This window comes from Acinetobacter sp. YH01022, assembly GCF_013420235.1.
In the GTDB taxonomy this organism is placed as follows: Bacteria; Pseudomonadota; Gammaproteobacteria; order Pseudomonadales; family Moraxellaceae; genus Acinetobacter.
Window position 1 is genome coordinate 89,639 of sequence record NZ_VOYP01000001.1, and the last position, 22,732, is coordinate 112,370.

Genomic DNA, 22,732 nt, shown 5'->3' on the forward strand with positions numbered 1-22,732 from the left:
ATTGAAATCATAATGATTTAACTCATTTGGCATTTTAATTGCTTTAAATAGATTATGACTTTTTCTTTCAGGCATGGCCTGATGATATTTAGCCCATATGCCAAAACTCAAAATCGCACTGATTGATGACGATCAAGACCGTGCCCATTACATTCAAGCCTCCCTGATCGAACACAATTTCGAGGTCGTGGCCTGCCTCAGCGCGGATCATTTAAGCATGTTCCGCCTCGAACAGTTGCATGCCGACGTGATTTTGCTGGATATGGATCATCCCCATCGTGACATCATTGAAAGCTGTGTCAGCCAGTTCGATCTGCCGACAGTACTGTTCACTAAAAACAGCCACAAAGACACGATCAAAAACGCCATTGATGCCGGGGTTACGGCGTATATTGTCGATGGCATTGACCCATCCAAACTGGACAGCATTTTAGAAATCTCGATTGAACAGTTTAAAAAACATAAAAAATTGCTCGGCGATCTGGAAGACACCAAAAATAAGCTAGCCGACCGTAAAGATGTGGAGAAAGCCAAAGTATTGATGATGCAATTGCACCATCTTACTGAAGATCAAGCCTTTCAGTTACTGCGTAAAAATGCCATGAGCCACCGTATGACCATTGGCGAAATGGCACGGCGTTTACTGGATGCACAGCAACTACTACAAAGCCAATTGAAGGATTAAGCCATGCCAGATTTAGAAAAAACTCAAATCCAGTTCGGCTATATTCCTCTGCTGGATTGTGTGGCCATTCTTTGGGCCAAGCAGCGTGGTTTTTTTGAGGAAGCGGGTTTAGAGGTCACGCTGGTGAAGGAAGCATCTTGGGCCAGCTTAAGAGACCGGTTGGCTTTTGGTTTTTTAGATGCTGCACATTGCCTGTCTGCCATGCTGCCTGCCGCAGCACTTGGTGAAGACCAGCTCGGTATTCCACTCCAGACTGCCCTGGTATTAAGTTATAACCGTGCCTTTATTAGTTTGAGTCAAAAACTGTGCTTTGATCTGAACATTTCCAGTCAGGACAGCGCACAACAATCTGCACAAAAAATCGTCTCTGCCCTACAAGCGCAAAAAAAGATTCAATTTGCCCATGTCTTTAAGCAGTCGATTCATCATTATTGTCTCAGAGAATGGCTCGCCCTTGCCAATCCTGAAATTGCACGAAATATAAAACTGGCCACGCTTCCCCCGCCCTATATGGTGCAGGCATTAGCCAATCAGGTCATTGATGGTTTTTGTGTCGGTGAACCCTGGAACAGCCAGGCTGAACTACTGGGAATCGGTCAAATTGTCGCTTCCAGTCAGGACATTATTCCCCAAGTGGCAGATAAGGTTTTGGCAGTCACCTGTGATTGGGCAATGCAACATCCAAACACGCATCAGGCTTTAACGCAGGCCATTCAAAAAGCCCAGCAAGAACTGAAAGATTTACAGGACTATGCTGACGTTTGGCAAATGCTGACCGAGTTCAATATTGTGCAATTTCAATGCTCAGACAGCATTCATGTACAAAAATTCCACTCCATTCAAAATATTATCCGCAATTTTGTCGATGAGACATCTGTGCCAAAGGTAGATGATTTTAAATGGCTGACCCAAAAAATGCTGAAATGGGATAACCCAATTCACTTGAATGATGCGGTGATTGAAAACATCAGCCAAAACTGTATTTTATCTTTGACGAAATAAGGCAGCATCCGCATTGCCCCCGGCCACAAAAAATAATCAGAATGCTGGGGTTAAGCCATTCATTTTGATTATTTTATCGCTGTAATCCAGTTTTATGGTTTATTTTCATTTCTGCTGTTTCCCACAAATTTTCTCCATATTTTTACGTTATCTTACGCAAAATTACATAGGGAACATCGAATAATGAAACGCATACAACCGCGTTGGCAATGGAGCACCCTGAGTTGTGCACTGTTTAGTTTTATCTCCCCAAGCTGGGCGGCTGACACGATTAGCGATGCCACAACAAACAGCACGGTTGTTCAAACAGACCCGGTACAGACACTGGCAACCCTAAAATTTCAAGCAACGCCCGCCCAAGCCAAAGACCCGGATATCAGTGCGGTGGCGAAAACTATTGTCACGCGTGAAGAAATGCTGCAATTTGGTGATCAATCCGTGAATGATACCTTACGCCGTGCCGCCGGTTTTCAGATGCCCACACCGGGACAAGGTCCACGTGGGGGTGGCGGTGCTTCAGCTATGCGTTTTCGTGGCGGTGGTGCCCCGGCATTTTTAATCAATGGTGAACCGGTTCAAGGTGGCCCACGCGGTGGCATGTCGGTTGTTGACAGCATCACGCCAGACATGATCGAACGGATTGAAATTACCAAACAGCCAAGTGTCGCTCAGGTTTCTGTGGCATCTTCCGCCGTCATCAATATTATTCTGAAACAACCCTTGGATCATGCCCGCATCAGCGGAACCATTCGTGCAGGATATGGTTTGGCAAAATCTGACCAAAAAGAAGAGGAACGTAAAAATATCAGTGTTCAGGCTGATGACCGGGATAATGCCTGGTTATACAGCCTGTCTGCCAACCAGATGTGGAATGACACCATCTCGATCACCCAGACCCAAAACAGCAGCCAAACCCGCGAACAAAAGCGTATTACTGAACGCAAGTCGCAAATGCTGACACCCCGTGTTGAATATGAACTGGATGACCAGCAAAAACTGGTTGCCGAACTGTTCTATCGTAACAATGAAAGTGACGGCAGCCGTGGCGATCAGACGCAAAATGACAAGAATGACAGCATCCGTTTAAATACCCGTTATGAACGTAAAGACAAGGATAATTCCGACAAAATTCGTCTTTCAGTCGAACAGCAGAACGAAATCGAATCGACCCGGTCACCGCTCTTCAGCAGCTATACCGATGAAACCATCCATGAGTATGGTGTGGCTTATGATGGTGTGCGTAAATTTGATGACACCCGACAACTGAAGTTTGGTACGGATATTCGCTCGAATGAACTTGAAAGTAATATTACCGATACACTCGATGAACAGCATTATGCGCTCTATACCGAAGGTAGTTGGAAGTTTACCGACCGGCAAACCGTGACCTTGGGTGCACGTCAGGAATGGATTCATCGTTCAGGACTTGTGGATTACAGTGACCAGCACTTTAGTCCTGTTTTGGCACACCGATTTGATTTTGATGATCACTGGTCATTACAAAGCAATATCAGCCAGGCATTCCGCAGTCCTAAAACCGACCAGCTGTTACCTACGGTTTCTGTTTCTACCGATAGTGATGCCGGTAGCCTGAACAATCCGGATCGTGGTGGAAACCCCAATTTACGTCCGGAAAAAATAACCGCCTTTGAATCCACCTTAGGTTATAACACCCCGTCAGGTGGCGTCAACATCACGGCATATCAACGTGAAATTGAAGATTACATTGAGAAAGTGATTCGTCAGGAAGGCTCGCGTTTTGTAGAACGCCCGCAAAATCAGGATAATGCCACCACCTATGGGGTTGAAATTGCTGCTCGTTATGCCTTAAAGCAAACTGAAAATGGGCATGCATTGATGTTGAATGGTCAACTGTCGACGGTACGTGCAAAAATTGAAGAGACCAATCATCAGCAACGTTTAGCCAGTGATGTGGCACCTTATACAGCCAGTGCCGGTTTATCTTATAACTACCAGCCCTGGCGTCTTTCCAGCAGTGTGAACCTGAACTATGTTCCTGAATTTACCCGTGCCCTGGATAACCAACCCTATGACCGCACCAGTAATGAACGGGTCAATGTCGATATCAGTATGAGCAAACGCTTTGATGATGGCTGGGCAATGACCCTGAGTGCACGCAATATCTTGAGTACAGATTATAAAGAGCGTTTAACCAATCAATCTGATGGCAGCCTGTATGAATCCCGGGTCAATCAGGCCATTCCAAGTGTACTCCTCAGTGTAGAAAAAAAATTCTAAACGGGGAAGATAAAAAACCGGTGCCAGTCACCGGTTTTTTATCTCCAGATAATGATTGTATTTATGCTGCCCAGCGGAAAAATTTAATCTTCTGGCCGTTGCCAATTTTCTATGATTTCTCAACTAGTCAGGATTTTTAGCTTTACCCTATCACCGCCCTCAAAACTGGTATTCGAGCTTGAATATCAATCTGATGCTTAGGGCTTTTTAATGGTTGATCATCTGAATATGATTCAAACATGCTAAAGTTCGAGAACCTCTTATACATGGTTTGCAAGATAGCCTAGATATGAGTAAATGATGCATCAAAAATAGATAACCGGGCAATATTTAATAAAAAAATTATAAAATTCATTAACTTAAAATGGTAGGTATTTGGTAGGTAGGATTTTTTCCAGCTTCATTCGATACTCCAATTACGGTGAGAGTCACCGATAATATAATGAATGGTAGAAGGAATCGCACCATGGCTTTTAAAAATATTGCAGATCAAACCAACGGTTTTTATATTCCCTGTGTTTCACTTTTTGGCCCAGGCTGTGCCAAAGAAATTGGAACTAAAGCGCAAAATCTAGGTGCCAAGAAGGCCTTGATTGTGACTGATGCAGGTTTATTCAAATTTGGTGTCGCAGATACTATTTCAAACTATTTAAAAGATGCTGGCGTTGACAGTCATATTTTCCCGGGTGCAGAACCGAACCCAACCGACATTAACGTACATAACGGCGTTCAAGCCTATAATGAACAGGGTTGTGATTTTATTGTTTCTTTAGGCGGTGGTTCATCACATGACTGTGCCAAAGGTATCGGCCTGGTGACAGCGGGTGGCGGTCATATTCGTGACTACGAAGGGATCGATAAAAGCACTGTACCGATGACACCGCTGATTGCGATCAATACCACGGCAGGTACGGCTTCAGAAATGACCCGTTTCTGTATTATTACCAATACCGATACCCATGTAAAAATGGCTATTGTTGACTGGCGCTGTACCCCGCTGATTGCCATCGACGATCCTAAACTGATGATTGCCAAACCAGCCAGTTTAACTGCGGCAACCGGTATGGATGCATTGACTCACGCTGTTGAAGCCTATGTATCAACTGCAGCCAATCCAATTACCGATGCCTGTGCCGAAAAAGCAATTACCATGATTAGCGAATGGCTTAGCCCGGCTGTTGCCAATGGTGAAAATCTTGAAGCACGTGATGCCATGAGCTATGCACAGTATCTTGCAGGTATGGCTTTTAACAATGCATCTTTAGGTTATGTTCATGCCATGGCGCATCAGCTGGGCGGTTTCTACAATCTGCCACACGGTGTTTGTAATGCCATTCTGCTTCCGCATGTATCTGAATTTAACCTGATCGCCTGCCCGGATCGCTATGCGAAAATTGCACAGTTAATGGGAGTCAACACTGAAGGCCTGACGGTAACTGAAGCTGCATTTGAAGCCATCAATGCCATTCGTCAACTTTCTGCTTCTATTGGTATTCCATCTGGTTTGGCTGAACTGGGTGTCAAAGAAGCTGATCTGGCCATCATGGCAGAAAATGCGCAAAAAGATGCCTGCATGCTGACCAACCCACGTAAAGCTAACCATGCTCAAGTGGTCGATATCTTTAAGGCAGCATTGAAACCTAATGCATCGGTAGTCGATTTTAAAGCAGCAATGTAATACCTCCCTGTAAGTCTTCTATCCAATTCTTTGACTTACACTTTTAGCAACCCATGTTCGCACTTCGTCAAGAAGTGCGCCAAGAAAAGAAACCATTTCCCTTTTCCTGGCTGATCCTGTGTCCTTGATGACAGGATAAGAACTGTGGTTGCTTTTTTTTTATAAAAATAATTCAATTTGACAAATTACCACTCATCATGAAGGATAAGAGAAAACAGATTCTTCTCTATGAGTATAAAAATGAGCAATGGCAACACCGCCCCACTTTATCAACGCGATATCTTAGGCCCAGGTTATGAACAGGCCACTTTAAATTTCCCGGATGATTATGAAGGTCAGGTTACAGCGACCTTAGTCAGAAAAAAAGCCGACCAAACCACATCCAAAGCTGTGTTATATATTCATGGCTTTATTGATTATTTCTTCCAGACCGAAATGGCCGAACAGTTCAACCAGCATGGTTTTGACTTTTATGCACTGGATTTACGTAAATATGGCCGCTCCATTCTGCCGCATCAAAAATATTATAATGTGCGTGAAATTGCCGAATACGATGCGGAAATTACCGAAGCCTTAAACATTATAGGCGCAGAAGGCCATGATGCCATTTTACTCAGTGGCCATTCTACCGGTGGCTTAACCACCACACTGTATGCGGCACATCATCCAGAGCATCCTTTAATTAAGGCACTGTGGGTCAATAGTCCGTTTTATGATTTCAATATGAACCCGATCAAGAAAAAATTGGGCATTCCCAATTTAAGCCGGGTGGGTAAGGTTTGCCCGGATTTAAAATTTCCCAGTGAGCTGAACAAATGGTATGTTCCCAGTCTGCATAAAAATCTGCATGGCGAATGGGACTTTAATCTGGACTGGAAACCGCAGTCTTACCCTCTGGTTCGCTTGAGTTTTGTTCGGGCCATTTTTGAAGCACAGAAAGAAATCCATCAGGGAGTCAGCTTAACGGTACCTGCTTTGGTGATGCATTCCGATCAAAGCAAAAATCCAAAAAAATGGCATCAATATGCGCAAAGCAGTGATGTGATTCTAGATGTCAAACATATCGACAAATATGCCAGAAAAATCAAAGGTGATGTCACCATTGCTAAAATCAAGAATGGCTTACATGATCTGGTCTTGTCGGAAAAATCGGTACGCCAGAATGTCTATCTGCGGCTGTTTGAATGGCTAGAAATTAAAGGGCTGTAAATATATCTTACAGCTCTCAGGCATCCTTATATTTCAGCAGGGTTTGATGCACAGGGTGCGTTTTGGGCATGAGCTCAATCAGGCGTTCAACCGCATCAATCGCCTCAGGGAATCGAGCCACATGTTTTAGCAGCACATCGGTTTCATTGGCTTTAAAAATGGCATCACTTAAACGTGATTCCAGACAATCGCGCCAGGCACATAAAAAAGGACTTTCAGTTTTGGCTAGAAATACGCCAGTACACAGTTTTAAGGCCGAATCGATATAGCCGGCATCCAAAGACTGTTCTGTCAATAAAAAGTCAGCCTCGACATGTGCCAATAAACGATAAGGTCTGGAACCCAGCATACCGCCCAGTACATCACGCAACTGCGACATTTCCGCCTTTAAGGTACCTATACTGACTTTTCGTTCTCCGTATAAAGCCTGATGCAGGGTATCCAGACTTAAACCTTGCGGACATAATGCCAGGATGGTCAAAATTTCAATTTGGCGGGGGGTCAGAACCAGTACCTTGCCATTAAACAAAACCTGAGGCACGGAAAAAGCCCGGATAAACAGACGCTGCTTTTGGTATTCCAGCAAAGCCGATTGAATAATCGAAGCACAGCGTTCCGCTGCAAGTAGTCCCAAACTGTTATGCTTTTGCCAGGTAGTCGACAGGTCAATCACCCCTAACACCTGCTTGGAATAAGGATCAATAATCGGGGCAGCATAACAGACCCAATCATGAATGGAAGGCATATAATGTTCATTGGAAAACACACAACTCGATTGCTGGGTTTTTAACGACAGTGCCAAGGCGTTGGTTCCGACCAGTTCCTCGCGCCATTGCCCGCCTTCAATAAAATGCACACTTTCTGCTGCACGCTGCATTTGTGGACTGGAGGCTGACCAGATAATGGTGCTACCGATATCCCCGACTGCAATTACCATCGAAGACTGTTCGGCAATATGCTTTAAATCCTGTGCGCAATGTTGCAAGGCATTTGCCAAAGCCGAAGGATAGGTTTCTTTTTGTAAGTGAACCAGTGGGGCAGCCAAGCGATCCTTGGGAATTTCGGCCGAGGATGAACGTTGCCAAGAACTCGCAATACTTTGACCCAGTTGTTCCGCATGTAAGGCAGATAAACTGCTACTTTGCCTAAACTGATCAATTTTATGCCTTTTTTGCATCAAATTTTGTTTTGTCATCATTCCTTATTCTCACAACAATTCATGATTTACATCCACTGTAATCGCTATTTTTTATGCTGGATTGAAAAGATTGTAAACCTTCTTGTATCCAACCTTTCTCCAACCTTATTCAGGTTATGCTAATCATATAATGTACACAAGTACCTTATATACCAAAGCTGTAGATACGGTTTTAAGACACTAAAATAAGCAAAGGAAATACATATGCGTTACGTCGATCCTAATCAACCTGGTTCAAAAGTTCAGTTTAAAGCCCAATATGAAAACTTCATTGGTGGACAATGGGTAGCGCCTGTCAAAGGAGAATACTTTGACAATATTTCGCCTGTAGATGGTAAAGCTTTCACCAAAGTTCCGCGTTCTAGCGTTGAAGATATTGAGCTTGCTCTTGATGCTGCACATAAAGCCAAAGCACAATGGAACAAGTCATCGCCAACGACCCGTTCCAATATCCTGTTAAAAATTGCCGACCGTTTAGAAGCCAATCTGGAGCTTTTGGCAGTTGCTGAAACCTGGGATAATGGTAAGCCGATTCGTGAAACCCTGGCTGCCGATATTCCTTTGGCGATTGATCATTTCCGCTATTTTGCCGGCTGTATCCGTGCACAAGAAGGCGGCATTTCAGAAATCGATGAAGATACTATTGCTTACCATTTCCATGAACCTTTAGGTGTAGTCGGACAAATCATTCCGTGGAACTTCCCGATTTTAATGGCAACCTGGAAACTGGCACCGGCTCTGGCTGCAGGTAACTGTATTGTTTTAAAACCGGCTGAACAAACACCGGTCAGTATTCTGGTACTGGTTGAACTGATTCAGGACCTGTTGCCTGCAGGCGTATTAAACATTGTAAATGGTTATGGCGTTGAAGTGGGCCGCCCATTGGCTACCAACCCACGTATTGCCAAAATTGCATTTACTGGCTCAACAGCTGTCGGTCAGCAGATCATGCAATATGCCACCGAAAATATTATTCCGGTAACCTTAGAGCTAGGTGGTAAATCACCAAACATTTTCTTTGAAGATGTTATGGCTCAGCAAGATGACTACCTAGAAAAAGCGCTAGAAGGCTTTACCATGTTTGCCCTGAACCAAGGGGAAATCTGTACCTGTCCATCACGTGCTTTGGTTCAGGAAAGTATTGCAGACCAGTTCCTGGAACTTGCAGTAGAACGTGTGAAACGCATTAAAACCGGTCATCCACTGGATACTGAGACCATGATTGGGGCACAGGCTTCTCAAGAACAGCAAGACAAAATTCTGGGATGTATCGCAACCGGCCGTGGAGAAGGTGCTCAACTATTGACGGGTGGTGAAGCACGCCATGAAGTTGGCCAAGGTTTCTACATTGAACCGACCATTTTCAAAGGCACCAATGACATGAGAACGTTCCAGGAAGAAATTTTTGGACCAGTACTCGCAGTGACCACCTTTAAAGATTTTGATGATGCCATCAAGATTGCCAACGATACCATTTATGGTTTAGGTGCTGGTGTCTGGTCACGTTCAGCGCATACGTCATATCGTGCAGGCCGTGCGATTGAAGCAGGTCGTGTATGGACCAACTGTTATCATATCTACCCTGCACATGCTGCATTCGGTGGTTATAAAAAATCAGGTATTGGACGTGAAAACCACAAGATGATGCTGGATCATTACCAGCAAACCAAAAACTTGCTGGTGAGCTATGCCACCAAGCCAATGGGCTTCTTCTAAACATAACGTTGTATCAAGTATCTCAAAAGCGAACTTCGGTTCGCTTTTTTGCTTTAAATTGCAAACGATCAACAGAGAAATCTTCATTTTTCTGACTATTCAGGCTAAATTGCTATGATTCCTTCTCTATGAAAACAAAAGCATGATAACTATTCCTCCAGACTTTCCTGACACCATTTATGCCATTCAACATCTTGCCTTTGAAGACCTGGGGGCATTTGAAGATGTCTTTTATCAACTCGGTTTTCGGGTACGTTATTTTGAAGCCGGTGTAGATGATTTAAGCAAAGCATTGCAGCATAAAGGTCTCACCATTATTTTAGGTGGACCGATTGGCGTGTATGAAACAGATGACTACCCTTTCTTACAACAAGAAATAGACTTACTTAAAGTTCGCCTAAAAGAAAACTTGCCAACTTTAGGCATCTGTCTAGGTGCTCAACTGATTGCTCATGCCCTGGGTGCCAAAGTGTATGCAGGACATCAAAAGGAAATTGGCTGGAGCCAACTCAGTATTACAGATTGTGCAAATAATCTGCTTAAGCCATTAACTGGAACTGCTGTATTACACTGGCATGGCGATACCTTCGATTTGCCTGAACAGGCTACATTATTAGCAGGTTCAGAGATTTATCTTCATCAGGCATTTTCTGTGGGGAAAAATATTCTGGCCTTACAATTTCATCTTGAAGTGGCCCCAGAAAGTCTGGAAAAATGGCTGATTGGCCATACCTGCGAATTAAGAAAAGCTAACGTTAATATTCCGGCTTTGCGAGCCGACAATCAACGCTATGCCACTGCATTAGCATTGCAGGCACAGGCTGTATTGCAGGCATATCTCAAACAGATTTCAGCAATTTAAAGTAAAATTTCAACCAATAAAAAAGCACCCTCTCAAGGGTGCTTTTTTTATTAGCCAATTCAGGCTTATTTTTTCGCAGGAACAGAAGCTTCAGTGGTAATGTTTACCGTGATTTTATCGCCCACATTTGGTACATAAGCCCCTACGCCAAATGCTGACCGGTTGAATGAAGTCGTGGCATTGAAACCAATAGCCTCTGCTTTAGTCATTGGATGTACACCTTGTTTATTTAACACTGCATCTAAAACTACAGGTTTAGTCACATCTTTCACTGTAAGGTTACCAGTGATTTTGTATTTGTTTTTACCTAATGCCTGAACTTTAGTACTTTTAAATGTGATGTTTGGATACTTCGCTGCATCAAAAAAATCTGCTGTTTTTAAATGCTCATCCAATGCTTTTACGTTGGTATTTAAACTCGATAAAGGAATAGTCACATTCACAGATGAATTTGCAGGTTTTGCATTATCGACGTTAATTGTACCTTGAATGTCGCTAAAGTTTGCAGAAGGCGTAGAGAAACCAAAGTGACTCCAGGAAAAAACAGTTGCTGTGTGGGTTGGATCAATCTGATAGGCAACCGGTTTTGCCATAGTAAAAGTTGCCACTGATGCAACCGCCAGACCTAAAGTTAGTGCTTTAAAATTCATGTCTTATTATCTCGCATTGGAATGATTATTAGTTTATACCTTTCTTATTTTAATTCACCGATATAGATAAAACGATATGTTGCAAGAATAGAACAATTACCGGTTATCTAGCTCCATAAATGAAATGATATGGTCACCTCATCTTAATATATTGATCATCATCATAATTTATTTTAAACCCTGATTCGCAATTTTATGTCTTTATCACTTGTTTCTGTTTTTATTAAATATTTAATACAAAAATATACAGTTTATAAAAATCATGATCAATTAATGAAAAGTACAGCCCATCTATTCGTAACTGTTCACATTTTTAAATATCCAAAATAATAAAAGCCCCCATTGGGGCTTTTTAAAGATGTTTCATCTTTATAACTTTTCAACCAAAATACGGTCGATTTGCTTTAAACCGGTATGCTTTTCATGATTCTTACGGCGGATCTTGATCACCTTGTCTTCCTGCAAGTCTTGCAGCATGAGTTCCACAGCAACCATAGCATCAAGTTCAAGGTCTGTACCAATCCATTTCTGTTCACCAGCATCCATCAGGACAATTTCATCATTAATCTGATCATAAAGGCTCATATTTTCCTCACTTGGGGCAATCATGCACCCCGGGCTGAATACTGTATGAATGAATTAATTTTAAACCTAGACGTTTAAATCATTCGTTACAAATCGTTATTTCTGCAATGAAAAACGCCCCTTTTGCTGGGGCGTCTTTTTAACCTGCTAATCGGATTGATTAAGCGGTAATGTCTTTTACTGCTGCAACAACCGCTTCAGTGGTAATATCGAAATATTGGTACAAGTCTTTCGCAGGTGCAGATTCACCGTATGTAGTCATACCGATCACTCGACCATCCAGACCCACAAATTTCCACCAGTAATCCACATGCGCAGCTTCAACTGCGACACGCGCACGAATATGAGATGGAAGAACCGCTTCACGGTAAGCAGCATCCTGTTTCACAAACTCTTCGGCACATGGCATAGATACTACACGTACACCATCAAGCTGTGCATAAGCTTCCATTGCCAATGAAACTTCAGAACCAGTCGCAATAATAATCGCTTTTAATTCACCTTTTTCTTCAGCCAGCACATAACCACCTTTAGCAACGTTCTTAATTTGTGCTTGAGTACGGGTCTGGAATGGCAAGTTTTGACGAGAGAAAATTAATGCTGTAGGACCTTCGCTACGTAACAATGCAGATTTCCAAGAAATAGAAGCTTCTACAGTGTCACATGGACGCCAGGTATTTAAGTTTGGTGTGCCACGTAAAGAGGCGATCTGTTCTACCGGTTGATGCGTAGGACCATCTTCACCCAGACCGATTGAGTCATGGGTATAAACATGGATGACACGCTGTTTCATCAATGCAGACATACGCACTGCATTACGCGCGTATTCCATAAACATCAGGAATGTTGCAACGTAAGGGATGAAACCGCCATGCAATGCAACGCCGTTGGCAATTGCAGTCATACCAAATTCACGTACGCCGTAGTGAACATAGTTACCCGCTGGATTGTCTTGTACGCCTTGCGCACCTTTCCACAAGGTCAGGTTTGAACCTGCCAAGTCAGCAGAACCGCCCAAAACTTCTGGCAACAATGGTACAAGTGCTTGAAGTGCATTTTGGCTGGCTTTACGCGTCGCAATAGTTTCAGCTTTTGCATTTACTTCAGCGATATAAGCATCTGCTTTAGCGACGAAGTCAGCCGGTAATTCACCGCTTAAACGACGTTTAAGTTCAGCCGCTTCAGTTGGGTATTTTGCAGCATATGCAGCAAAAGTTTCATTCCATGCAGATTCAGATTGAGCACCTTTGTCTTTGGCATCCCAAGCTGCATAAACGTCAGCAGGAATTTCGAATGGACCTTCAGTCCAACCCAAAGCTTCACGCGTCAAGGCGATTTCGTCATTACCCAGTGGTGCACCATGACAATCTTCTTTACCTTGTTTGTTTGGTGAACCTAAACCAATAATTGTTTTACAGATAATTAAAGTCGGTTTAGCCGTTTCAGCTTTTGCTGCAACAGTTGCTTGACGGATCGCATCGCTATCGTGACCATCCACTTTAATCACTTGCCAACCATAAGCGTGGAAACGTTGTTCTGTATCGTCAGAGAACCAGCCTTCAACTTCACCATCAATAGAAATGCCGTTGTCATCGTAATAAACGACAAGTTTACCCAGACCCAAAGTACCTGCAAGTGAACATGCTTCATGAGAAACACCTTCCATCAAGCAGCCATCACCTAGGAAACAGTAAGTGAAGTGGTCAACCACTTTGATGTCGTCTTTGTTAAATTGAGCAGCTAAAGTTTTTTCAGCCAGCGCAAAACCAACCGCATTGGCAATACCCTGACCCAATGGACCAGTCGTGGTTTCAATCCCTGGTGCATAACCTAATTCAGGGTGACCTGGAGTTTTAGAATGTAACTGGCGGAAAGATTTTAAATCTTCAATAGAAAGATCATAACCGGTCAAATGCAATAGTGCATATTGCAGCATAGAGCCATGGCCGTTAGACAATACAAAACGGTCACGGTTGGCCCATTGCGGGTTTTGCGGGTTATGATTTAAAAATTCACGCCAAACGACATCAGCGATGTCTGCCATCCCCATCGGAGCACCTGGATGTCCTGAATTTGCTTTTTGCACAGCATCCATTGCCAATACACGAATTGCGTTTGCAATACGACGTTCGTTAAGCGGGGTTGTCATAGGTCAGAGTCCAACTAAATCGTTTAAAGAATATGATGAATAGGAAAATTCAAAGCTGGCTATATTGTCTTAAAAAAACAGCAAAGGGTAAAGTCTAATAGCCAACATTTCGGCATTTATTCACCACTGGACATACTTTAATGCAGGCAGAGCTCAATTTCACATCATTTGCAGCGACTTAGCGCATGATTAAATACCTTGGCTTATTTAATCTAAAATTTATATATGACACTTTAACCATTATTAATTGCATGAGCGTTGTTTCACCAGTTGCTTTTATTTCTTTATGTGGAAAAAGATCAAGAAGATCCAACAATGATGAAAAACCTCTACTTTGGCTATTGAATATAGGCTTTAAAGCTTTTCCTCATTTACAGAATCATTTTATTGTTTATGCTTTGATAAATACCCGCTACAAAATTACAGGGTAAATTAAATTTTTGGCCTTACCCAATTGATGAATAAACACTCAAAAGCTTAAAAAATGAATTTGATTCACTTTAAACAAAACTAACTGAAAAATTTAATTCCTTTTAACTGTATCGCTTCACTCTTATAAAGTTTCATCCCGTCAGGCTTTTTTCAAAATGATTTTTTGTCGAAGTTAATATATAACAATAATATATATAAATTTTTAAATGATTAAATATATTTATAATCGTTTTTGATTAAATAGAAATGCTTTTGAAGCAAGGATTAAATATTTGCTTAAGCAAATTTTTGTTATAAGCAAAATTACTATTTCAGGCTCATTTTTAACGACTTATCAGTTTTTTAGATGCCCATATCAATTAAAAAGTCATTGAATTGAAATAAATTCATCCATTTTTATCGTCTAGAACTGGTCCAAAAGTCCAACTCGATGTAACATATTGCGTCTTTTGAATTAACTGTGATAGGACTTATGCGCGAGTACGCTGTATTTACCTCGGAATCTGTAAGCGAAGGCCATCCGGATAAAATGGCTGACCAAATCAGTGACGCTATTTTGGATGCAATCTTAAAAGAAGACCCTTATGCACGGGTTGCTTGTGAAACGCTTGTAAAAACGGGTGCGGTAGTACTTGCCGGTGAAATCACAACAACTGCTAACGTCGACTTTGAAGCAATCGTACGTCAAACCGTCAATGGTATTGGCTATCATCATTCTGACCTCGGTTTCGATGGTTCAACCTGTGCCGTGATCAACATGATCGGTAAACAGTCTCCTGAAATTGCTCAGGGTGTGGACCGCCAAAAACCTGAAGATCAGGGTGCCGGTGACCAAGGCTTGATGTTTGGTTATGCCAGCCGTGAAACTGACGTGTTAATGCCAGCTCCTATTTCATATGCACACCGCTTAATGGAAAAACAGGCTGAGTTACGTCGTAATGGCCGTTTACCTTGGTTACGTCCAGATGCGAAAAGTCAGGTGACTTTTGCCTATGAAAATGGCGTGCCTGTCCGTTTGGATGCTGTGGTACTTTCTACCCAGCACGATCCTGAAATTTCACAAGCCAACTTAAAAGAAGCTGTGATTGAAGAAATCGTGAAGAAAATCATTCCTGCCGAAATGTTCCATGCAGACACCAAATTCCACATCAACCCGACCGGGATGTTTGTGATTGGCGGTCCTGTAGGTGACTGTGGTTTAACTGGCCGTAAAATCATTGTCGATACTTACGGTGGTATGGCTCGTCACGGCGGCGGTGCTTTCTCTGGTAAAGATCCATCTAAAGTTGACCGTTCAGCAGCTTATGCCGGGCGTTATGTAGCGAAAAATATTGTAGCAGCTGGCCTAGCAGATAAATGTGAAATCCAGGTGTCTTATGCGATTGGTGTTGCTGAGCCAACTTCTATTTCAATCAATACATTTAACACAGCCAAAGTACCTGAAGAATTCATTATTCAATTGGTTCGTGAGCACTTTGACTTGCGTCCATACGGCATTACCCGCATGTTGAATCTGATTCAACCGATGTATAAGCAGACTGCTGCTTATGGTCACTTTGGCCGTCAAGGTTCAGATACTGCATTTACCTGGGAAAAAACCGATAAAGTGGAAGCACTTAAAGCCTCTGCCGGACTGTAATTTTTCCATAAAAAAGCCCACATTGTTGTGGGCTTTTTTATTTCTGCTTTAAAATAATATAGCAAAGACTACAATGTTATGATCAATCATCGTTTTATGGCATAGGATAAAAATATGGCTGTTATTCTTCAAGTTGACTTCCCTTCTCAAGGTCCATTTGGCGAGGAAATGAGTCAGGCCTATCAACAACTTGCTGAAAGCATTAATCAGGAAGATGGTATCTTATGGAAAATATGGACAGAAAATAGTGCCACCAAGGAAGCGGGCGGTATCTATTTATTTGACAGCCAAGCGAATGCAGAAAAATACTTAAATATGCACACTGCACGTCTGCAAAGTTTTGGCATCGATAATATTCGTGGAAAAATTTTTGAAGTGAATCTGGCTCTGTCTACCATCAATCAGGCAGACTTTTTAAATCCATAAAATCTAAAAGTTACTCAACAAAAAAATCCTGACGGTCAAAAATCAGGATTTTTTTCAATCACTCAAACTGAATTCTGTTATTGTCTAGTACTAATCACTTCCAGTACAGAAGGTTGCAGAGGAACATCTTGATGATCCTGTAAATAAACATGGCTAATTTTAAAAAGAATAACGGCTGCCAGACAGGTTAAAATACACAAAATCCAGAAACCATAAGGACTTCTTATATTATGTGAACCGCAACTACTACATTCCTTTTCAGTCGATTCAACAACTTTGTTACAACAGGCACAATGATATTGATATAGCATAGCTATGCTCCTACTATTTTTGTTTTTATTTTCCATCTTTTAGCACTAATGGACCGGAGTTTCAATAAAATATTAAGCCAGTCTTTTTGAGAATACAAGCTTATTGATCTATAAGTAAAGTCACCCAAGTAAAAATAGTTCCAGCACAAATTCAAGATACTAATTTTTATAAAAAAATAAAAACCTCAAAATAAAGAGTCCCTATTTGAAACACAAAACATCACCCTTAAATCTGTATATTTTAATCTTCTCCCTAAAGGCTCGTATTTTGAGTAAAATAACCCTGAATAACTTGAAAGGGAGGATCTTATGGTTCAACTGATTAAAAAAGGCGGCTTACGCGAACGTGCCAACCGTAGTCGCAGCTATAAAGGCTCAGAAAATACAGAAACGACCTTAAAACCCAATCGCTATTCTCAAGGCGAAAAAAATGAGGAAGTACGCACTGCTACTCCCTCATCTACTCCTGCGACTGATGCTATCAGCAAAGAGTATTAAAATATGGCAAGTACGTCATACCATAACCAGATGGCGAACATCAGAAATAACCCACCCGAAATCACATCAATATAACTGCCAGAACTCTGATAGGCCGTTTTAATTTTTGGCCTAGACAAAATCAGCATGAGCAAAGTAAAGACCAAAAAAGTTTGGATTGGGATAATAATGGCCAGCTGTGTTTTTAAATGGGTCGATGCGGATGAACTTAAGGCCAAAGAAAAGACACTACTAAAATAAATCAGCGTTTTAGGGTTGGAGAGATTGGTCAACAATCCCGATAAAAAATAATTTTGCGCATCTGATGTTGCAACCTGCTGACCATCCGTCTCTATGCCGGTGTGCTGTTTAAGGGTTGTTAAACCGCCATTCAGCATGGCCCAGCCCATCCGTGCCAGAAATAGCCCACCGACCAGCATTAAAATCTGTTGTATCCATGGAAATTGTTTAACCAGCACAGTAAAGCCCAGCAAGGTCAACACCACCCAAACCAGAATGCCGACTGAAATACCCAGAATAATCTTTAATGTATTGGCTCTTGAGGTCGATGCCGAACTTCTGGCAATCAATAAAACATCAGGTCCCGGGCTAAGCTGTGCAACAAAATGCAGTGCACAAATGGTCAAAAGCAGTGACATAGAAATAGTGGAGATTTTTAAAAAACGTATTATATCGTTTGTTTAATCTTTTGCATGATTGCAGCTTTAAATAATTTAGATAAAAATTCAGAACATAAAAAAGCCGAAGCATGATGATTCGGCTTAAAAAATATCATTTTAAAAATTATTTTTTCACATCTTTCAATTCAATTTTTTTCGCTTCAGGTGTTACTTCACGTGCTTCACCATCAATGATGCTGGAATCGCGATGCTGTGAACCGCCTTGCTGCATGCCTTGCATTTGACGCATTAAATCCGCAAATGGGTTTTGACCTTGAGCATCACCGCTCATGCCATTCATGTTGCCCATCATGCCACCCATCATTTTATCCATCATGGCTTGCTGACGTTTGGCCATGGTTTTCATCATGACATTTTTAAAGGCATTCTGCACCCCTGGAATCAAAATTAACAATGCCAAAACATCGGTAATTAAACCTGGAATCAGCAGGAAAAAACCGGCCAGAATTTTAGGCAAATTATTGGTCAATGCAGGATCGCCACTCATTTGTCCCATTTGCATTTGCTGCATTTGTGGCATTAAACCCGCTGAATATTTACGAATCAGGTTCATCCCGATAAAGAAGGCAATCACAAACCAGAAAAATACGTACCACATGCTGCCGACGAGGTCACCCACGCCAATCCAGACAAAAACTTCCAGGATTAAGCCAACCAGTACAATAAGAAATAATTTCATAAAAATTAATCTAATCTCAACAAAATGAATAAGGTGTAGTCATTAACTGCTTAATCACTATCAAGCTTTTTTGCTACGCTTATGTAACAATATGGGCATTATTTTATTTTTAAAGGCTTTGCATGTCATTAATTATCGGTATTGACCCCGGTTCACGCTTAACAGGTTATGGCATTATCGAAAAAGATGGGCAAAAATTAACATTTGTAGATGCAGGAACCATTCGTACCGAAACCCCGGAAATGCCTGAACGCTTGAAACGGATTTTTGCAGGTGTGGAACGGATTGTTAAATTTCATGGCCCTACCGAAGCCGCAGTCGAACAGGTGTTTATGGCACAAAACCCGGACTCTGCTTTAAAGCTGGGACAAGCCCGTGGCGCAGCCATTGCTGCCTTGGTAAATCTGGATTTACAGGTAGCCGAATATACTGCCCGTCAAATCAAGCAGTCTGTGGTCGGTTATGGCGCAGCAGATAAAGAGCAGGTACAAATGATGGTGATGCGGATTTTAAATTTAAGCATCAAACCACAGCAGGATGCTGCCGATGCCCTGGCTGCTGCGATTTGTCATGCCCATGCTTCAGGCAGCATGAGTAAAATGGCGGTGCTGAATGCTTTAGGGGGTATGGCCCGTGGTCGTAGCCGTTACAGCGGTAGAAGACGTTAAGCATGTTTAAAGATAAGGTGCAAAATCCTGACGCATTTCCCGGATCGAGGGTTGCTTGCTATAGGTAAAAGTTATTCTCTGTCCAAAGTTCCTGATGTTCTTTTTTTGGTTTGGATCAATTCGAATCAAGATTCGTTCTTCGAACTGATCATGCCTATTGTGCTCACCGATAACAATCACACCATTTCTTTCAATAACTTTATATGGGCTAAATTCTTTTTGCACAATGTCTTTAAATGATCTGCTCGCCGTACCCGTATCAGCGCGCTGCGTATAAATGACGATGAATATACATACGATCACGACTATAGCCACTATCAGATATTTATCCATCTTTCCCTCTTAGATCATTATTCTGGTCAAGTTTCCATTTAATACAATATTTTAAAATCTTTCAGATTCGAATCTGGCTGGGCTGGTGTGTTTGAATAATTCGTGAAACTTCTGCCCGACTCGGTCCTAGCCAACTTCGTTGCAAAAGCTCCTGAATAGTCAGTTCATCACCGCCAACCATGGCCTCCACTTCACCAGTGGAGAGATTTTTCACATAACCTTTCAACTCTAATTCTTCAACCTGCTGTGCAAGCCCACGACGATAACCGACACCTTGAACCTTGCCCTGAATAATCAGTTTAACTGCCCTATTCATTGACCCTATCCTTGGTTCACCACATGATAAATTGCTGCATGCATATAATGGGCCTGTAAACCGCGTATGCCTTGCTCCGCCAGCCAATCCCCCGCCAAGGCATGCAAAGTTACAATTTCATGCAGCTGGATTTTCCCGGCAAATTGCGCCTTTAAACTGGCAGCCATACCCGCCAAGACATCGCCCATACCGCCAGTTCCCATACCGGCATTTCCGGCGGTACAAATCCACAGCTGATCTTGCAGAATTAAACTGCCTGAACCTTTCAGTACCCATTGTCCGGCATATTTTTCCTGAAGGGCATGTATCGCTGCGACTCGATCATTTTCAACATCTTTGACTGAACACCCCAACAATTTTGCTGCCTCACCCGAATGAGGTGTGGCATAACTATTTGCTTTTAATATGTCGGGATGCTCCGCTAAGAACCACAATGCATCGGCATCCAGCACCACATGTAAATGGTCAACTGAATTTAACTTCGGAAACCATTTAAAATAGTGCTGTTCTGACCATGCATCACGGCCAAGTCCCATGCCAAAACTGACGGCATCAACATGATCTAATAATTGCTGAATCTCGACTTTGGTCAAGACATTAATATCTCGCAGCATGATATTGGGTGAACGTGCCAAAATTGCAGTGTGATGTTTTTCATGACAGACAATGGTGACTTTGCCCGCCCCGGCACTAAACGCAGATTCAGCCGCCATCATTACTGCACCACCCATATTTTCATGGCCACCAACGACCAACACATGACCATAACTACCTTTATGACCAAAAGCTTGGCGTTGCGGTAAATGAATACTCTGCGATGAAAGCTGGGCAATGGGCTTTAATTCAGCATCGGTAGGAATCAGGGAAATCACCTCCACCTGTCCGGCAAACTCTTTGCCTTGTCCGGTAAAGAGTCCAGCTTTCAAGCCCAAAGCTGTATAGGTATAATCTGCCTTAATGGCGCAGGGTAAGGGCTGACCACTATTTGCTTGTAAGCCGCTTGGAATATCAATGGCGATTTTCAGGCCTGTTTCAGCATTGATACTTTGAATGATCTGTTGCCAGTCTGCCCCCAGTTCCCGGTTTAAGCCGATGCCAAATAGTGCATCAATATAACCATCATATTTTTTTTGAAATGCAAACCCTGCATAAATGTTGATTTCAGTACTTACTGCCTCCTGATAGGCAGTGTTCAAATCTTTGGATGCACCCAATTCAGCAGCATAAATATCTACATCAAAACCATATTGTTTTAAATATTTAGCCGTCAGATAACCATCTCCGGCATTATTGCCCTGTCCACAGCAGACCGCAATATTTCGGATATTTTGTCGCTGAAAAATGGGAACTAAGCGCTGCGCAATCATCCAGGCCACTTGCTGCATTAAGCCATAAGAACTGTTTTGCTTGGCAAACCAGCGTTGCTCCCAAGCTTGAATACTTTGGCTATGATAAACAGGGCTATGGTAAACTTGCTGAGGCATTGTTCTTCCTTTTTTATATCATTATGGCTTCATCCGCAGCATCACAAAAAATTCCTTTAGATCAAACCGATCCTGAAGCGCTGAAAGCGTGGATTAAAGCACAGGCGTTGCAATTAGGTTTTAGTGATTGTGTCATTGCCAAACCGGATGCTCAAGAAGAATTACCACGTTTTCAAGAATATTTGAAACGTGGCTACCATGGCGACATGAAATTTCTAGAAGAAAACCTGGAAAAACGGGCTGATCCGACTTTACTAGTGCCGGGGACCAAAAGCATTATCTGTGTCCGGATGAACTACTTGGTGGAAACACCCAAGCCACGTTATGTCCCGGATGAACCAAATGCCGCCATCATTGCACGTTATGCGCGTGGTCGAGATTATCATAAAACCATGCGTGGCCGTCTCAAAACATTAGCCAGCAAAATTCGGGAAAAAGTGGGAGATTTTGAATCTCGTCCCTTTGCCGACTCTGCTCCCATCTTTGAAAAATCTTTGGCTGAAAATGCCGGCATGGGCTGGACCGGAAAACACACCTTACTGATCCATAAAAAATCAGGTTCATTTTTTGTTTTAGGTGAATTGTTCACCTCGCTGGATTTGCCTTTTGATGCTCCAGCCAGCAAACACTGTGGCTCGTGTACAGCGTGTATTGATATTTGCCCAACCCAAGCCATTGTTGAACCCTATATGCTCGATGCACGTAAATGTATTGCCTATTTGACCATTGAATATCAAGGCATTATTCCTGAAGAATTACGCCGTGGCATCGGTAACCGCGTGTTTGGCTGTGATGATTGCCAGCTGATCTGTCCCTGGAACAGCTTTGCCAAGAAAGCCACTATTGAAGATTTTAATCCGCGACATGGTTTAGATCAGGTGAGTTTACTGGACTTATGGCATTGGGATGAACAGACTTTTTTAGCCCATACCGAAGGCAGCCCACTACGGCGCACTGGTTACCAAAGCTTTATGCGTAATATTGCCATTGGTTTGGGCAATGCACCTTTTTCCACAGAAATTATGGAAACTTTAAAGCAAACTCGCGACCAGCATGATGAGATTGTGCAAGTCCATATTGACTGGGCAATTCAAGAACATCTGGCCAAATCCAGTTCCATACTGAGCCAAAATTAACAGCTATTGCTCCAGTTTTTTAATTTCAAGATACTGACAAAGTTTTACCTTAATAAAAAACATAAACTCCAGATCAGGACAAAATTATAAAAACAATAAAAAAACTTTGCAGTGATATTTATAGTAAATAGCTTCAA

22 protein-coding genes are annotated in these 22,732 nt (G+C 42.3%); 12 read left to right on the plus strand and 10 right to left on the minus strand.

Annotated elements, in window-relative coordinates:
• Nucleotides 1–97: 97 nt before the first annotated feature.
• The 5 genes from FTT87_RS00430 to FTT87_RS00450 all read left to right on the plus strand — a co-directional run bounded on the left by FTT87_RS00430 (nucleotide 98) and on the right by FTT87_RS00450 (nucleotide 6,833).
• A complete protein-coding gene (locus tag FTT87_RS00430; protein WP_086195084.1) occupies nucleotides 98–685 on the plus strand; it encodes an ANTAR domain-containing response regulator in 588 nt (195 codons plus the stop codon).
• Nucleotides 686–688: 3 nt separating this feature from the next.
• Entirely contained in the window at nucleotides 689–1,687 is a 999-nt protein-coding gene (locus FTT87_RS00435; protein WP_180043102.1) for an ABC transporter substrate-binding protein, read from the plus strand.
• A 183-nt stretch (nucleotides 1,688–1,870) separates the two neighbouring features.
• Complete coding sequence (locus tag FTT87_RS00440; protein ID WP_180043103.1) at nucleotides 1,871–3,946, plus strand: TonB-dependent siderophore receptor; 2,076 nt, start codon at nucleotides 1,871–1,873, stop codon at nucleotides 3,944–3,946.
• Between the two features lie 466 nt (nucleotides 3,947–4,412).
• Entirely contained in the window at nucleotides 4,413–5,624 is a 1,212-nt protein-coding gene (locus FTT87_RS00445) for an iron-containing alcohol dehydrogenase (protein WP_180043104.1), read from the plus strand.
• A gap of 240 nt (nucleotides 5,625–5,864) precedes the next feature.
• Nucleotides 5,865–6,833, plus strand: a complete 969-nt coding sequence (locus FTT87_RS00450) for an alpha/beta hydrolase (RefSeq protein ID WP_086195080.1) — start codon at nucleotides 5,865–5,867, stop codon at nucleotides 6,831–6,833.
• Between the two features lie 16 nt (nucleotides 6,834–6,849).
• Here the strand turns inward: FTT87_RS00450 and FTT87_RS00455 are convergent, their stop codons facing one another.
• Nucleotides 6,850–8,031, minus strand: coding sequence for a transcriptional regulator (locus FTT87_RS00455; RefSeq protein WP_166168067.1), 1,182 nt, complete (start codon nucleotides 8,029–8,031; stop codon nucleotides 6,850–6,852).
• A gap of 204 nt (nucleotides 8,032–8,235) precedes the next feature.
• On the opposite strand from FTT87_RS00455, the gene FTT87_RS00460 reads away from it, so the two are divergent.
• Both FTT87_RS00460 and FTT87_RS00465 read left to right on the plus strand, forming a co-directional pair.
• Nucleotides 8,236–9,747, plus strand: a complete 1,512-nt coding sequence (locus FTT87_RS00460; RefSeq protein WP_180043105.1) for an aldehyde dehydrogenase family protein — start codon at nucleotides 8,236–8,238, stop codon at nucleotides 9,745–9,747.
• 142 nt (nucleotides 9,748–9,889) lie between these two features.
• Nucleotides 9,890–10,609: a glutamine amidotransferase gene (locus tag FTT87_RS00465; RefSeq protein WP_180043106.1), complete on the plus strand. Its 720-nt coding sequence runs from the start codon at nucleotides 9,890–9,892 to the stop codon at nucleotides 10,607–10,609.
• A gap of 65 nt (nucleotides 10,610–10,674) precedes the next feature.
• Here the strand turns inward: FTT87_RS00465 and FTT87_RS00470 are convergent, their stop codons facing one another.
• From FTT87_RS00470 to tkt, 3 genes are all read right to left on the minus strand, one after another.
• Nucleotides 10,675–11,259, minus strand: a complete 585-nt coding sequence (locus tag FTT87_RS00470) for a YceI family protein (RefSeq protein WP_086195076.1) — start codon at nucleotides 11,257–11,259, stop codon at nucleotides 10,675–10,677.
• A 369-nt stretch (nucleotides 11,260–11,628) separates the two neighbouring features.
• On the minus strand, nucleotides 11,629–11,844 hold the full coding sequence (locus tag FTT87_RS00475; RefSeq protein WP_180043107.1) for a hypothetical protein: 216 nt from the start codon (nucleotides 11,842–11,844) through the stop codon (nucleotides 11,629–11,631).
• Between the two features lie 160 nt (nucleotides 11,845–12,004).
• Nucleotides 12,005–13,993, minus strand: coding sequence for a transketolase (gene tkt / locus FTT87_RS00480; RefSeq protein WP_180174141.1), 1,989 nt, complete (start codon nucleotides 13,991–13,993; stop codon nucleotides 12,005–12,007).
• Nucleotides 13,994–14,897: 904 nt separating this feature from the next.
• Between tkt and metK the strand changes: the two genes are divergently transcribed.
• A complete protein-coding gene (gene metK, locus FTT87_RS00485; protein WP_180043109.1) occupies nucleotides 14,898–16,064 on the plus strand; it encodes a methionine adenosyltransferase in 1,167 nt (388 codons plus the stop codon).
• A gap of 114 nt (nucleotides 16,065–16,178) precedes the next feature.
• Nucleotides 16,179–16,490, plus strand: a complete 312-nt coding sequence (locus tag FTT87_RS00490) for a monooxygenase (RefSeq protein WP_180043110.1) — start codon at nucleotides 16,179–16,181, stop codon at nucleotides 16,488–16,490.
• Nucleotides 16,491–16,567: 77 nt separating this feature from the next.
• Here the strand turns inward: FTT87_RS00490 and FTT87_RS15950 are convergent, their stop codons facing one another.
• The gene (locus FTT87_RS15950) at nucleotides 16,568–16,801 is read right to left on the minus strand and encodes a hypothetical protein (protein WP_086195071.1); all 234 of its coding nucleotides are present in this window, start codon (nucleotides 16,799–16,801) and stop codon (nucleotides 16,568–16,570) included.
• Nucleotides 16,802–17,110: 309 nt separating this feature from the next.
• Here FTT87_RS15950 and FTT87_RS00495 point away from each other — a divergent pair, with 309 nt between their 5' ends.
• Nucleotides 17,111–17,299 carry a hypothetical protein gene (locus FTT87_RS00495; RefSeq protein WP_180043111.1) on the plus strand — a complete coding sequence of 63 codons (189 nt, stop codon included), beginning with the start codon at nucleotides 17,111–17,113 and terminating at the stop codon, nucleotides 17,297–17,299.
• On the opposite strand, the gene FTT87_RS00500 is transcribed toward FTT87_RS00495, so the two are convergent.
• Entirely contained in the window at nucleotides 17,296–17,937 is a 642-nt protein-coding gene (locus FTT87_RS00500; RefSeq protein WP_180043112.1) for a LysE family transporter, read from the minus strand. The genes FTT87_RS00495 and FTT87_RS00500 overlap by 4 nt on opposite strands.
• 145 nt (nucleotides 17,938–18,082) lie before the next feature.
• On the minus strand, nucleotides 18,083–18,658 hold the full coding sequence (locus FTT87_RS00505) for an FxsA family protein (RefSeq protein ID WP_180043113.1): 576 nt from the start codon (nucleotides 18,656–18,658) through the stop codon (nucleotides 18,083–18,085).
• A 122-nt stretch (nucleotides 18,659–18,780) separates the two neighbouring features.
• Between FTT87_RS00505 and ruvC the strand changes: the two genes are divergently transcribed.
• On the plus strand, nucleotides 18,781–19,326 hold the full coding sequence (gene ruvC / locus FTT87_RS00510) for a crossover junction endodeoxyribonuclease RuvC (protein WP_086195067.1): 546 nt from the start codon (nucleotides 18,781–18,783) through the stop codon (nucleotides 19,324–19,326).
• 6 nt (nucleotides 19,327–19,332) lie between these two features.
• Here the strand turns inward: ruvC and FTT87_RS00515 are convergent, their stop codons facing one another.
• The 3 genes from FTT87_RS00515 to FTT87_RS00525 all read right to left on the minus strand — a co-directional run bounded on the left by FTT87_RS00515 (nucleotide 19,333) and on the right by FTT87_RS00525 (nucleotide 21,459).
• The gene (locus FTT87_RS00515; protein WP_180043114.1) at nucleotides 19,333–19,659 is read right to left on the minus strand and encodes a hypothetical protein; all 327 of its coding nucleotides are present in this window, start codon (nucleotides 19,657–19,659) and stop codon (nucleotides 19,333–19,335) included.
• A gap of 61 nt (nucleotides 19,660–19,720) precedes the next feature.
• Nucleotides 19,721–19,975, minus strand: a complete 255-nt coding sequence (locus FTT87_RS00520; RefSeq protein ID WP_180043115.1) for an acylphosphatase — start codon at nucleotides 19,973–19,975, stop codon at nucleotides 19,721–19,723.
• 5 nt (nucleotides 19,976–19,980) lie between these two features.
• Nucleotides 19,981–21,459 carry an NAD(P)H-hydrate dehydratase gene (locus FTT87_RS00525; RefSeq protein ID WP_180043116.1) on the minus strand — a complete coding sequence of 493 codons (1,479 nt, stop codon included), beginning with the start codon at nucleotides 21,457–21,459 and terminating at the stop codon, nucleotides 19,981–19,983.
• Nucleotides 21,460–21,482: 23 nt separating this feature from the next.
• Here FTT87_RS00525 and queG point away from each other — a divergent pair, with 23 nt between their 5' ends.
• The gene (gene queG / locus FTT87_RS00530) at nucleotides 21,483–22,595 is read left to right on the plus strand and encodes a tRNA epoxyqueuosine(34) reductase QueG (protein WP_180082415.1); all 1,113 of its coding nucleotides are present in this window, start codon (nucleotides 21,483–21,485) and stop codon (nucleotides 22,593–22,595) included.
• Nucleotides 22,596–22,732: the final 137 nt, after the last annotated feature.